Raw genomic sequence first — 13,267 nt, forward strand, 5'->3', positions numbered from 1 at the left:
ACCATCGCTGCATGAGCCTCCTGAGCTTGGCGGACGGACGAGAGCTGGACCTGTACGACGCGGGTGGGACTGGCGAGGTCGTGCTCTACCACCACGGCACTCCCGGATCGGTACTGCCCTATCAAGCGATGGTCGACGCGGCGGCTGGTGCCGGGCTTCGCCTGGTGACCTGGTCGCGTCCGGGGTACGGCGCATCCTCGAGGCGACCTGGCCGCAGTGTCGCCGACGTTGCCGACGACGCGCGCCAGGTGCTCGACCACCTCGGGGTGCGGGAGTGCGTGACGGCCGGCTGGTCCGGCGGCGGGCCGCACGCGCTGGCGACCGCGGCTCTCCTGGGCGACCGGGTCACCGGTGTGCTGACGATGGCGAGCGTCGCGCCCTACGGCGGCGAGGGCCTCGACTTCCTGGCCGGCATGGGCGAGGGCAACGTGGTCGAGTTCGGCGCTGCCCTCGACGGAGAGGACGCACTGCGTCCGCTGCTGGAGCAGGAGGCTGTCGGGCTGCGCGACACCGACGGACCCGGCATCGTCGCGGCCCTGGGCTCCGTACTGCCCGACATCGACCGCGCGCTGCTGAGCGACGACCTCGGCGACTGGCTCGCCGCCAACTGCAGAGAGGCGCTGCGGCCGGGGATCGACGGGTGGCTGGACGACGACCTCGCCTTCACCCAGCCCTGGGGGTTCGAGCTGTCGGCCCTGCGGGTGCCGGTCTACGTCTGGCAGGGCGAGGTCGACTTGATGGTGCCCTTCGACCACGGTCGGTGGCTGGCTGAGGCACTACCGGCGGCGACCGGCCACCTCGAGCTCGGAGAGGGTCACCTGTCAGTCGTGTTCGGTGCGCTGCGCCGGATGTTCGGCGAGCTGGCGGGCCGTAACTGACCCCAGAGATGGGTAGCGGTTCCCCATACCGTCATCGCGCCGGAGAAGCGACGATGGAAAGGTGACGATCGCGCCCGCGGGACCGGCTTACAGTTTTCCGGTGGAGCTGCTCGAGAGGGACTCTGAGCTCGCGGCGCTCTCGGGTGCGCTGGCGACGGCCAGGGCGGGGACCGGCACGGCGATCGCGGTCTCAGGCGAGCCCGGCGCGGGCAAGTCGGCGCTGGTGGAGGCCGCGTGCGCGGGCGTCGAGGACCTGCGCGTGCTCCGCGGCGGCTGCGACCCGTTGGCCACGCCGCGACCACTCGGTCCGATCCGCGACCTCTTCGAGGACGTCGTGCCCGTCACCGGCACCTCATCGTTGGCCGACGTGTGCGAGGCGGTGTACGCCCAGCTGCGGGCTGAGCCGACCGTCCTGGTCGTGGAGGACCTGCACTGGGTCGACGCGGCGACCGTCGAGGTGCTGCGCTTCCTGGTCAGGCGGAGCGAGGCGATGCCCAGCGTGGTCGTGGTGACCTACCGCGACGACGAGATCGACGCGACGCACTCGGCCCGACCGCTGATCGGCGACTTCGCCGTCCTCGACCAGCTCACCACGCTACGGCTCGGGCCCCTCACCTTCGACGGCGTCGCGAAGCTGCTCGCCGGCACCGGCCTGGACACCGAGCGCGTGCACGCGCTGACCGGTGGCAACCCGTTCTTCGCCTCCGAGGTCGCCAAGGACCCCGACGCCCCGGAGCTGCCCGAGACCGTGCGCGACGCCGTACTCGCCCGCACGACGGCCATCGCGCCCGAGGACTTCGAGGTCCTGCAGCTCGCGGCCGCCGCCCCCGACCGCCTCGACGACCGGCTGCTCCCGGCCCTCGGGGTCGACCTGCCGACCCTGCGTCGCCTCCACGCGACCGGGCTGCTGCTGCGCAACCGCCACGGTCTGATCTTCCGTCACGAGCTCGCCCGGCTGGCCGTCGAGAGCACGATCCCCGCCGGCGGGCTGACCCGGCTGCACGCCCGGATCCTCGACGCGCTGGAGCGGATCGAGCCGCGCGACCCCGCCGTCCTCACCCACCACGCGGTGGCCGCGGCCGACTCCGCCCGCGCCGTTCGCTACGGCGAGGAGGCCGCCGAGCAGGCGGCGCGCGCCGGAGCCCACTCCGAGGCAGCGGCCTTCTTGCAGATCGCGGTCGCCCACCACCAGGGCGAGGCGTCCGAGCGCGCCACGTTGCTGACCCGGATGGCCTACGAGCAGTACATGACCAACCGGCTCGACGACGCCATCGCGACGGTGACCTCCACGTTCCCGGTGTGGCAGGACGCAGGCGACCCCGTAGGCCTCTCCTCGGCTCACGAGATGTGCGCCATCTTCGAGTACTACAACGCCCGGCGCTTCCAGGCCGAGGAGCACGTGGAGCGGGCGATGAGCCTCGCGGCGGGCGCCGGGGCGGAGTACGCCGCTGCTCGGCTCACCCTCGGCTACCTGGCCTACATGCGCAGCGACCACGAGCTCGCGGTGGCGTGCAACGTCGACGGTGACCGCATCGGTCGCGAGCTCGACCACCAGGGGCTGCTCACTCGCTCCGGGTTGGTCCGTGCCGCCGCCGACCTGGCTCAGGGCGTCGAGGGGGGCCGCGAGCGACTGGTGTCCTCGATCGAGACCGCGCGCGGCCTCGGGTACGACGAGCTCGCGTCAACGGGCTACTCCAACCTCGTCTACCACGATGTCGAGCAGCGTCGGCTGGGCGCAGCCGAGCGGGTGCTGGAGGAGTCGCTGCAGTTCACCCTCGAGCGCGACATCCCGATCTGCAACCACTGGCAGACCTCCGTACGAGCCCGGCTGCGGTTCCTCGAGGGGCAGTGGAACGCCGCCCTCGAGGATGCCGACGAGTGCCTGAACCGCTCCGGGATGCCGCTGGCCGACTTCTGGCCGTTCGTCGTCGAGGGCCTGGTGGCCTTGCGTACGACCGGCTCCGACAACGGGCGGCTCGAGGACGCCTGGCGGCTGGCCGACCAGCTCGGCGAGCCGCTACGCCGGATCCCAGCGCTGGCCGCCCTGGCCGAGCGCTGGTGGCTCACCGGCACTCCCGACCCTCGCGTGAGCAACGCGACCGCGCTGCTCGGGCACCTCGACACCCGGTCCCGGGCAACGGCCTGGGTGGGCGGCGAGCTGGCTGTCTGGCTGGGCCGCATGGGTCTGCCGTCACCGATCGACCCCGAGCAGGTCGCCGAGCCCTACCGGCTCAGCCTCGCCGGCCAACACCGCGAGGCCGCGTCGTGGTGGCGCCAGGCGGGCGCGGTGTTCGAGCAGGCCATGTCCTCGGCCGACTCCGCGGATCCCGCGGATCGCATCCGCGGCATCGAGCGGCTCGACCTGCTCGGCGCGACCTCGACGGCCGACCGGCTCCGCCGGCTGCTGCGCGAGGACGGCGTCGAGCACGTGCCGCCGCGCCCTCTCGCCAGCACCCGGGCCAACCCGGCGGGTCTGACCAACCGTCAGCTCGACGTGGCCAAGCTCGTGGCCCGAGGCTTCACCAACGCCGAAATCGCCGAGCGGCTGTTCATCTCGGTCAAGACTGCCGACCACCACGTCTCTGCGGTCCTGATGAAGCTGGGCCTGCCCAACCGCCGTGCCGTCGTCGTCCAGGCCGCGGAGCTGGGACTCGCGTGACCGCTCCGGGTGTGGCCTGGCCTCAGGGAGCTCCCCAGGTCGGCGACCGCGCCGAGCTCACGCGCACGATCGAGGCCTCCGACATCCTCCGCTTCACCGAGATCAGCGGTGACCGCAACCCCGTGCACTACGACGTCGAGGCCGCTGCTCGCACCCGCTTCGGCGGCATCGTCGTGCAGGGCGGGGTCACCAGCGCGATCCTCAACGCGGTGGTGGCACAGCGACTCCCCGGCCCGGGCACCGTCTTCTTGGAGACGCACTGGAAGTTCCTGGCACCCTGCCGGCCCGGCGACACCATCACCGGCCAGGTGGAGGTCACCGCCGTGCGCGAGGACAAGCCGATCACGACCCTCGCGACGCGGGTGGTCCGCGACGACGGGGTCGTGGCCATCGAGGGAACGGCTGTCTGCTGGACCATGGACCTCTCCCCAGCGTGAGCGCAGATAGGTAGCCGCTCCCGATGTTCGCCGGGTCCGTTGGCAGCAGGCTGGTGCACACCCAGACCGGAAGGACCGATCCCATGCCTCGCTACCTGATCCAGCGATACCTGCCCGGCGCGAGCCGGCTGACCGACGACGAGGTCGGCGCGATCGCGCAGACCTGCCAGGAGGCCGTCGACTCGCTCGGCGTGCCCTACACCTGGGTCACCAGCTATGTCGCCGGCGACACCATCTACGACGTCCATGAGGCCGAGGACGAGGAGGCCGTCTTGGAGCAGGCGCGACGCGGAGGCTTCCCGGGCGCCGTCGTGATGGAGCTGACCCGCGAGTTCGGTCCGCTCGCGCGGCAGGCGTGACCCCCGTCTGATCATGGGTTCGCCGCTGGAGCGTGAGGCCGAGCTGGTAGCGCTGACCGACCGGCTCCGCAGCGCCCTGCTGGGCCGGGGCTCCGCGGTCGCGGTCTCGGGTGAGGCCGGTGCCGGGAAGTCCACCCTCGTCCTGGCCGCGTGCCAGGCCGCCGCGTCGCTCGGCGGCTCGAAGGGGTCGCGGACCCTGCGGGTGCTGCGCGGCGGCTGCGACCCGTTGGCGACCGCGCGCCCGCTGGGGCCGTTTCGCGACCTGTTCGCCCACCTGCCCGCCTTGTCGGGTCAGGTGCTGCTCTCCGAGGTGTGCGAGGCCGTCTTCGCCGAGCTCCGTGAAGTGCCGACCCTGCTGGTCGTCGAGGACCTGCACTGGGTCGACGCCGCCTCCGTCGAGGTGCTCCGCTTCCTGGTGCGTCGCTGCGAGGCGATGCCGTGCGTGGTGGTGGTGACCTACCGCGACGAGATCGACATCAACCATCCCGCTCGCCCGCTCATCGGCGACTTCGCCGTGCTCGAACCGCTCCTGTCGCTCCGTCTCCCGCCCCTCAGCCCAGCCGGTGTGGCCGCGCTGCTGGAGGGCACCGGACTGGACGCCGCGGAGGTCCATGCGCTGACGGGCGGCAACCCGTTCTTCACCGCCGAGGTGGCCAAGGCGCCCGACCTGCCCCTGCCCGAGACCGTGCGCGACGCCGTACTCGCCCGCACGACCGACATGGCGCCCCACGACTTCGAGGTGCTGCAGCTCGCCGCCGCGGCACCCGACCGCGTCGACGACCGGCTGCTTCCGGCGCTGGGTGTCGACCTCCCGACACTGCGTCGCCTGCAGGCGAGCGGCCTGCTGACCCGCAACGATCGCGGGCTGCTCTTCCGTCACGAGCTGGCCCGGCTGGCCGTGGAGAGCACCATCCCGGCCGGAGGCCTGAGCCGTCTGCACGCCCGACTGCTCGACGCCCTCGAACGCACGGGTCCCGGCGATGCCGCGGTGCTCACCCACCACGCAGTCGCTGCTGCCGATGCGCCGCGCGCGGCCCGCTACGCCGAGCAGGCCGGGTACGACGCCACGCGCGCCGGCGCCCACGCCGAGGCGGCCGCGTTCTTCCAGATCGCGCTGTCCCACTACCAGGGGTCGACCCACCGACGCGCGGTGCTGCTGACCCAGCTGGCCTTCGAGCAGTACATGATCAACAAGCTCGACCTCGCGATCGCGAGCATCACCGCGACCTTCCCGCTGTGGGACGAGCTCGGCGACGCGGCCGGCCTGTCCTCGGCGCACGAGCGGTGCGCGGTCTATGAGTACTACAGCGCGCACCGGGCCCGCGCCGAGCAGCTCGCCGAGCGGGCGGTGAGGCTCGTCGACGACGGATCCGAGGGGCAGTCGCCGGCCTATGCCGCCGCTCGCCTCACCCGCGCCTACCTGGCCTTCCAGCGCAGCGAGTACGCGCTCTCGGCTGCGTGCAGCGACGACGGCCTGCGGATCGGCCACGCCTCGGGCATCGACGCCCTGGTCGTGCGAGCCGGCATCGTGCGAGCCGCGACCGACCTGGCCCACGGCGAGGCCGACGCCCGCGAGGAGCTGCTCGGCCAGATCGAGCGCGCGAGGGCCACCGGTCTCGAAGAGCTGGCCTCCACGGGGTACACCAATCTCAGCTACCTCGACGTCGACCAGCGCCGGTTGTCCATGGCCGAGAGCGTGCTCGAGGAGTCGCTGGCCCTGACCGTCGAGCGAGACATCCCCATCTGCAACCACTGGCAGACCGCAGTTCGGTCCCGCCTGCGGATGCTGGAGGGCCGCTGGGACGCAGCGCTGGAGGATGCCGACGCCTGCCTGCGTCGACCCGGCATGGCCGTGGCCCAGCTGTGGCCCACCATCGTCGAGGGGCTGGTGCTGCTGCGCCGACAGGGCTCGGACGAAGGCCGCCTCGACGAGGCCTGGCAACTTGCCCAGTCGCTCGACGAGCCGCTGCGCCGCCTACCGGTGCTGGCCGCACTCGCGGAGCGCACCTGGCTGACCGGCATCCCGGACGCACGGGTGGGCAAGGCGGCCGAGGGTGCCTGGGTGTCCGGGGACCGGTCGACGACCTGGGTCACCGGTGACCTCGCCCTGTGGCTGCGACGCATCGGACTCACGGTCTCGGTGGAGGCGGAGAGTCTCCCGGAGCCCTACCGCCTCACTTTCGCGGGTCGGCCCCAGGAGGCCGCGACCTGGTGGCGCCGGGCGAACGCGACGTACGACGAGGCGATGGCCTGGAGCGACTCCGACGATCCCGACCTGAAGGTACGTGGCATCGAGCGGCTCGACCTGCTCGGCGCCACCGCCACCGCCGACCGGCTGCGTCGCGACCTGCGCGAGCAGGGCGTCGAACAGGTGCCGCAACGCCCGCGTGCCAGCACCCGCGCCAACCCTGCCGGGCTGACCAACCGCCAGCTCGATGTCGCCCGCCTGGTCGCGCGCGGGTTCACCAACGCCGAGATCGCCGCGCGGCTGTTCATCTCCGCCAAGACTGCCGACCACCACGTCTCCGCGGTCCTCGCGAAGCTGGGGATGCCCAACCGCCGTGCGGTCGTCGTGCGAGCCGGCGAGCTGGGCCTGGCCTGACTCCTCTCGGCGGTCGAGCCTCTCCCGGCGGTCGAGCCCGTGGAGACCACACGCCCCCCTCAAACCTGGGGTGAGCCCCACCCAAAGTAGGGATCTGCTCCCGACGTGGGCCACCCCCGTTGGTTCCTAACGTCCACGCATGCACATCGAACCAGCAGCCCACACCCGCCACGACGTCGTCATCGTGGGAGCCCGCGTCGCGGGCGCCGCGACCGCGATGCTCCTGGCTCGCAGCGGGCTCGACGTCGTCGTCCTGGACCGCAGCCCGCTGCCGAGCGACACCACGTCGACCCACTCCCTCGTGCGCGGCGGCGTCGTCCAGCTCTCGCGCTGGGGCCTGCTCGAGGACGTACTCGACAGCGGTGCCCCCGCCATCCGGTCGGTCTCGTTCCGGCAGTACGGCGAGTCGGCTCCCGCCCCGGTCAGTTACCAGGTCAAGGAGCGCGCGGGCGTGGACCTGATGCTCGCGCCCCGCCGCCTGGTTCTCGACGACATCCTGACCACCTCGGCCCGCCGCGCAGGGGCAACGGTGCTCGACCGCACCACCGTCACCGACCTGGTACGCAACGCCTCGGGGCGCGTCACCGGCGTGCTCGCCCACACCGCACAGGGGCGGGAGCTGCGGCTCGACGCCACCGTGGTGATCGGAGCAGACGGACTCCGCTCGGGCCTGGCCCGGAAGGTCGGCGCACGGGTGCTCGAGCAGCATGCACCGTCCGGTGCCTGCCTCTACGCCTACGTCGGCGACGTGGCCTGGGACGGCTTCGACTTCCACATCGCCGACGGAGCCTTCGCCGGCGTCTTCCCGACACACGGCGGTGAGGCGGCGGTCTGGCTGATGCTGCCCGCTGCCTCGGCCAACGGAGTACTGCGTGCCGGCGACCGCAAGGTCGACGCCTGGCTCGCAGAGCTCGAGGTCCGGGTGCCCGTGCTGGGCACCACGGTGCGGTCCGGCGCGGTGCGGTCGCCGCTGCGCGGCACGGTCGGGCTGCCCAACCACGTGCTGCAGCCGCACGGGCCCGGGTGGGCGCTCGTCGGTGACGCGGGCTTCCACCGCGACCCCATCACCGGCCACGGCATCACCGACGCGTTCCGCGATGCCGACCTGCTCGCCACGGCCGTGGTGCGCGCGCTCGCGTCCCCGCAGGACGAGCGGGCGGCCTACGACGGCTATCGGCGCGAGCGCGACAGCGCCATCGTCGAGACCTTCCGCATCACCCGCGAGCTCGGGGCCTTTCCCCCGATCGCGCGGTTCGTCGAGCTCCAGATGGAGCTCAGCCGGGCCCTGGACGAGGAGGCCCGCCTCCTCGCCGCCCGCCCCACCTTCGTCCCGGTCGCCTGACCGGGCGCAACACCAACCAAGGAGAACCATCATGACCAGCACCACCGAGCGCGGCACCGTGAACGGCGTCGACGTCGACACCCTCTTCGCGACCATCGACGCGGTCCGCTCGCAGCCCGAGCTCGCGCAGTTCCGCTTCCGCGCTCTCAACGAGTGGGTGTCGGGCACCCACAGCCTCGGCCGCTTCCCGGGCTTCTACGGCGCCGGCCAGGAGCATCTCCACGCCGTCCCGGGTGCCGGGGCGACGGTGATCGCGGCCGACCACCCCGCCGTACTCGTCGGCAAGGACAACGGACCCACGCCCGCCGAGCTGCTGCTCAACGCGCTCGCGTCGTGCCTGATGGCCGGTCTCGGCAACATCGCGGCCGCCCGCGGCGTCGAGCTGAGCGGTGTGACCTGCCGCGTCGAGGGCGACATCGACCTGCGCGGCATCTTGGGCATCGACTCCTCGGTGCGCAACGGCTTCTCCGACATCCGGGTCGTCTTCGAGGTCGAGGGCGACGGGGACGCCGAGCAGCTGGCCGCGCTCGTCGCGCAGTCCCAGGCCCGCTCGGCGGTCTTCGACGTCCTGACCAACGGCACCGCCGTCACGGTCGAGGTCGCCCGATGACCTTCGTGGGCGAGGCACGCGCCAGTGAGGACGCCGAGCGGATGTATGCCACGGACCTCAAGGTCCAGGGGTACGTCGCCAACCAGACCCGCGTCTGGGCGCACTCTCCGGAGTCGCTGGCCGCGTTGTCATACGCGCTCACGACGTCGACGCAGACCGCCGGTCTCGACGTGCGCCAGCGGGCCCTGCTCGTGACCACGAGTGCGGCGGCGATGGGCGATGCCTACTGCTCTCTCGCGTTCGGCTACAAGCTGGCCAACGCGGTGGGCCCGCAGGCCGCAGCCCAGGCCGTTGCCGGTGACGACGCACCGCTCAGCGACCTCGACCGGGCTCTGGTCCGCTGGGCTCGCAAGGTCGTCAGGCGGCCGAACGAGACGACTGCCGAGGACGTGGAGCAGCTGCGAGCCGTCGGCCTCGACGACGACCAGATCGTCGCGCTCACGGTGTTCGTGGCGCTGCGTCAGGCGTTCTCGACGGTCAACGACGCGCTCGGCGCCCAGCCCGACTCCGAGCTCGTGGACCGGGTGCCCGCCGAGGTGCGGCAGGCGGTCACGTTCGGGCGCTGAGGGCGGTGCGTGAGCGTTGGTTGAGATGACGCAGATCAACACTCACGCACCGCCGCTCAGGCGCGTCGCTCCCACCAGACCCACTCGAGTCCCGGGCCCGGTAGCCGGACGGTCTCGACCCAGTCGCCGCGATCCCAGTCGGGGTAGCGGGTGTCGCCCTCGGGCGAGAGGTGGACCTCGGTGAGGATCTGCGCGTCAGCGATCGGCAGAGCGGCGGCGTAGACCGCGGCGCCCCCGACCACCATCACCTCGCCCGGCAGCTCGCCTGCCTGTGTCAACGCCTCCTCCAGCGAGGCCGCCACCTGCACACCCTCGGCGGACCACCCGGGGTCGCGGGTGAGCACCACGGTCGTGCGCCCGGGGAGCGGCCGGCCGATCGAGTCGTAGGTAGCCCGGCCCATCACCAGTGTGTGGCCGAGGGTGACCCTCTTGAAGTGCGCGAAGTCCTCGGGGATCCGCCAGGGGATGCCGCCCGCTGCGCCGATCACCCCGTTGGCCGCAACGGCAGCGACGAGCGTGATGCGCTCTCGACCCGCGCTAGACGGCAATGGGGGCCCTGATGCCGGGGTGGGGGTCGTAGCCCTCGACCGCGATGTGCTCGAGGTCGAAGGCCTCGAGCTCGCTCACGGACGGGTCCAGAACCAGCCGCGGCAGTGGCCGCGGCTCGCGGGTCAGTTGGAGCTGAGCCTGCTCGAGGTGGTTGAGGTAGAGGTGGGCGTCGCCGAGCGTGTGCACGAAGTCGCCGACCTCGAGACCGGTCACCTGGGCCACCATGTGGGTCAGCAGGGCATAGGACGCGATGTTGAACGGCACGCCCAAGAAGATGTCGGCCGAGCGCTGGTAGAGCTGGCACGACAGCCGGCCACCGGTCGGCGACGGCGCGACGTAGAACTGGAAGAGCGCGTGACACGGCGCCAGGGCCATCTGGGGGATGTCGGCGACGTTCCAGGCGGAGACGATGTGGCGCCTGCTGTCGGGGTTGTCGCGGATCTGGGCGACGACCTGCGCGATCTGGTCGACGTGTCGTCCGTCGGGAGTGGGCCACGAGCGCCACTGGTAGCCGTAGACGGGTCCGAGCTCGCCGTCGGCGTCGGCCCACTCGTCCCAGATGGTGACGCCGCGGTCTTGGAGCCACTTGACGTTGGTGTCGCCACGCAAGAACCACAGCAGCTCGGCGAACACCGACCGTGTGTGGATCTTCTTGGTGGTGACGAGCGGGAAGCCCTCGTTGAGGTCGAACCGCAGCTGGTGACCGAAGACCGACAGCGTGCCGGTGCCGGTGCGGTCGGACTTCTCGACTCCCTCGTCGAGCACCCGCTGGAGGAGGTCGAGGTAACCCTGCATGGGGTCAAACTACTCGCCCAGACCGACGGTCCCGGAGATCGTTGTCCGCGCGTCACCGCCCACCCAGACCGTGTCGCCGACGCGCTCGATGTGGACCCGCCCGGTCCGCCCCAGCGCGGAGCCCTGGGATGCGACGTACGACGCGGGCAACCGGTCGCCGGCCAGCCACTGGGCCAGACCGGCGTTGAGGCTGCCGGTCACGGGGTCCTCGGTCCCGTCGAGGCAGAACGCGCGCACCTCGACAGCGCAGCGGCTGCCTTCGGCATAGGGGCCCGCGACACCGATGTCCATGCCCATCAACGCCGTCAGATCGGGCGTGATCGCGAGCACCTCGTCGGCCGAGCCGAGCAGGACGCCGACCCAACCGGGTCCGTTGTCGATCCACGCGAGGTCGAGGATCTGGGACGGGTCGATCCGCAGGGCGCGCACGACGCGCTCGCGGTAGTCGTCGTCGACCGGACCGGAACGGATGAACGGCGGGCCGGCGAAGGCCAGCCGCGCCCCACGTCGCAGGCGCACCAACCCCACGCCGCACTCCTGCACGAGCTCGCCATCGCGGCGCGGCTCTCCTCCCGCCTCGAGCCAGGCGTGGGCCGACCCGATGGTCGGGTGCCCGGCGAACGGCAGCTCGACCGACGGGGTGAAGATGCGCAGCCGGTAGTCGGCGTCGTCGGAGGTCGGCGGGAGCAGGAACGTCGTCTCCGAGAGGTTGGTCCAGCGCGCGAAGCTCCGCATCTCGTCGTCGCTGATCCCCTGGGCGTCGTGGACCACAGCCACGGGGTTGCCCCGGAACGGCTCGGACGAGAAGACGTCGACCTGGCTGAACGCGCGTGTCACTGCGTGCTGACCAGGTTGATGCCGGGGACGGATCCGGCGAGCACAGGCACTGCGTCGATGTCGTAGCGCTGGGTGCACGGCTGGGACTCGGGGTCCATGGAGTTGATGTAGTCACGAGACGCCTGGCACTCGAACAGGCCGTAGCCGCCGTCGAGGGTGTCGACGACCCAGGTGACGCGTCCCTCGGTCGTGAACGCCGCGGCCACCGGCCGCCATCCTTGGTCGGAGAACCAGTCGCCGTCGGGGGTGCCGTCCCTGGCGTCGGTCATCGCCACGTGGTCACCGACGCGGGTGAGCACGAAGTTGCCGTCGTCGGACAGCTGGCCGACCGTGCCCGGCACCTGCTTCTCGACGCTGTAGAGGGGCTGGATCACGTCGAGCACACCCCGCGCGCTGCGCAGCTGGGTGCCCGAGGACACGTCGAGCAGAGCGGAGCCGAAGGCCCCCTCGGGCACCGACAGCCGGTCGGGCTCGGAGAGCGTGAGATCCCCGTTGACCGTGACCACCCAGTCGACTCCCTGACTGTGGTAATAGAGGCGCTCGCGGTCGAAGCCGATCAGCTTGGCGTCCACCGAGGCCTCGACCCGACCGATCTCGCGGTCCCTGGACGCGTCGTAGACGACCGTGTCCCCGCCGTCCGGCAGGATCCACGCCACCCAGCCGGCGCGTGGCTGGGAGACGAGGGTCGACCCAGCCCGCAGGTTGCCCAGGTCGAGGCGGATCCCGTCGTCGGAGATCGAGGTGAGCGCTCCCGCCGAGTCGGCGAAGACCACGCCGTTGCCGGTCTCGACGAGCTGGGCGATGTCGTCGACCTCGACCGAGCCGTGCGCCAGGTGGAGGGTGCCATCGAGCCACCACGGCGTGTCGACGACGTTCTCGACCGGTGACACCGCGAGCGCATCGGGCTCGTCGGGAACGGTCGGTCGCGTCACGACGAAGGCGGCACCAGCGGCGAGCGCCAACGCACCGACCGCGGCGAGGGCCACGAGCCACTGTCGACGGCGCACGGTGTTGGCGTGTCCCACCACGCGTGTCACCGAAGGCGGTGGCGCGTCGATCGCCGTCGCCGCGAGATGACAGGCGGGGTCGAGGGGACCGAGATCGAGGGCCAGGGATCCATCGGCGAGGCGCCGGGCTACGTGCGCACGCGGCTCGCCCAGCACGTCGGCGACCTGGTCGTGGTCGAGCTCGCCCAGGTGATGGAGCACGACGGTGACCCGCGTCGCCTCGTCGAGCCGGTCGAGGCCCTCGACCAGGCGCTGAAGCATGGCGAGGCGCTCTTCGAGCTCCTGCGTGAGCACCGGCACGGCGGGGACCGTGACCGCGACCCGCTGCACGGGCTGCTTGCTGCGAGCCTTGACCCAGCCGTCGAGGACCAGGCGAGCCAGCTCGACGTCGACGTCGCCCTCGCGGCGCAGCCGACTCCAGTCGGGCAGCATCCGCGCGAACGAGGTCACCGCCTGGTCCGCGGCTCGCTCGGTGGTCTCCCCCAGCACCACCAGGACCCGGACCACGGGGGTCCAGCGCGCCACGACGTAGGCCGTGAAGTCGGGGTCGGCGCGCACGCTCTCCATCCTGCCTCAGGGCGCCGACAATGCGCCCGAAAAAGCAACCGACAGGGCACCCGACAAGT

At 71.9% G+C, this 13,267-nt stretch carries 12 protein-coding genes; 8 read left to right on the forward strand and 4 right to left on the reverse strand.

Translation table 11 applies throughout. From position 1 onward, the window contains the following. Nucleotides 1–11 precede the first annotated feature (11 nt). From ISU10_RS04485 to ISU10_RS04520, 8 genes are all read left to right on the forward strand, one after another. Nucleotides 12–878 carry an alpha/beta fold hydrolase gene (locus ISU10_RS04485; RefSeq protein WP_194695171.1) on the forward strand — a complete coding sequence of 289 codons (867 nt, stop codon included), beginning with the start codon at nucleotides 12–14 and terminating at the stop codon, nucleotides 876–878. A 100-nt stretch (nucleotides 879–978) separates the two neighbouring features. Next, nucleotides 979–3,537, forward strand: coding sequence for an ATP-binding protein (locus tag ISU10_RS04490; protein ID WP_194695172.1), 2,559 nt, complete (start codon nucleotides 979–981; stop codon nucleotides 3,535–3,537). Beyond that, nucleotides 3,534–3,974 carry a MaoC family dehydratase gene (locus tag ISU10_RS04495; protein ID WP_370864738.1) on the forward strand — a complete coding sequence of 147 codons (441 nt, stop codon included), beginning with the start codon at nucleotides 3,534–3,536 and terminating at the stop codon, nucleotides 3,972–3,974. Before ISU10_RS04490 ends, ISU10_RS04495 begins: the two co-directional genes overlap by 4 nt. A gap of 83 nt (nucleotides 3,975–4,057) precedes the next feature. Beyond that, nucleotides 4,058–4,333: a nickel-binding protein gene (locus ISU10_RS04500; protein WP_194695173.1), complete on the forward strand. Its 276-nt coding sequence runs from the start codon at nucleotides 4,058–4,060 to the stop codon at nucleotides 4,331–4,333. A 13-nt stretch (nucleotides 4,334–4,346) separates the two neighbouring features. Then, a complete protein-coding gene (locus ISU10_RS04505) occupies nucleotides 4,347–6,935 on the forward strand; it encodes an AAA family ATPase (protein ID WP_194695174.1) in 2,589 nt (862 codons plus the stop codon). Nucleotides 6,936–7,074: 139 nt separating this feature from the next. Beyond that, a complete protein-coding gene (locus tag ISU10_RS04510) occupies nucleotides 7,075–8,277 on the forward strand; it encodes an NAD(P)/FAD-dependent oxidoreductase (RefSeq protein ID WP_194695175.1) in 1,203 nt (400 codons plus the stop codon). Nucleotides 8,278–8,308: 31 nt separating this feature from the next. Next, complete coding sequence (locus tag ISU10_RS04515; protein WP_194695176.1) at nucleotides 8,309–8,887, forward strand: OsmC family protein; 579 nt, start codon at nucleotides 8,309–8,311, stop codon at nucleotides 8,885–8,887. Beyond that, a complete protein-coding gene (locus tag ISU10_RS04520) occupies nucleotides 8,884–9,453 on the forward strand; it encodes a carboxymuconolactone decarboxylase family protein (protein WP_194695177.1) in 570 nt (189 codons plus the stop codon). The genes ISU10_RS04515 and ISU10_RS04520 overlap by 4 nt, the downstream gene beginning before the upstream one ends. A 56-nt stretch (nucleotides 9,454–9,509) precedes the next feature. Here ISU10_RS04520 and ISU10_RS04525 read toward each other — a convergent pair whose 3' ends face one another. Genes ISU10_RS04525 through ISU10_RS04540 form a run of 4 tightly spaced genes read right to left on the reverse strand, consistent with a single transcriptional unit; the run spans nucleotide 9,510 to nucleotide 13,199 of the window. Continuing rightward, the gene (locus ISU10_RS04525) at nucleotides 9,510–10,001 is read right to left on the reverse strand and encodes a dihydrofolate reductase (RefSeq protein ID WP_194695178.1); all 492 of its coding nucleotides are present in this window, start codon (nucleotides 9,999–10,001) and stop codon (nucleotides 9,510–9,512) included. Then, entirely contained in the window at nucleotides 9,991–10,797 is an 807-nt protein-coding gene (locus tag ISU10_RS04530; protein ID WP_194695179.1) for a thymidylate synthase, read from the reverse strand. The genes ISU10_RS04525 and ISU10_RS04530 overlap by 11 nt, the downstream gene beginning before the upstream one ends. 9 nt (nucleotides 10,798–10,806) lie before the next feature. Further along, nucleotides 10,807–11,634, reverse strand: a complete 828-nt coding sequence (locus ISU10_RS04535; protein WP_194695180.1) for a PhzF family phenazine biosynthesis protein — start codon at nucleotides 11,632–11,634, stop codon at nucleotides 10,807–10,809. Continuing rightward, nucleotides 11,631–13,199: a SigE family RNA polymerase sigma factor gene (locus ISU10_RS04540; protein ID WP_194695181.1), complete on the reverse strand. Its 1,569-nt coding sequence runs from the start codon at nucleotides 13,197–13,199 to the stop codon at nucleotides 11,631–11,633. Before ISU10_RS04540 ends, ISU10_RS04535 begins: the two co-directional genes overlap by 4 nt. Nucleotides 13,200–13,267 lie beyond the last annotated feature (68 nt).

The sequence above is a fragment of the Nocardioides agariphilus genome, from assembly GCF_015352445.1.
Taxonomy (GTDB): Bacteria; Actinomycetota; Actinomycetes; order Propionibacteriales; family Nocardioidaceae; genus Nocardioides; species Nocardioides agariphilus.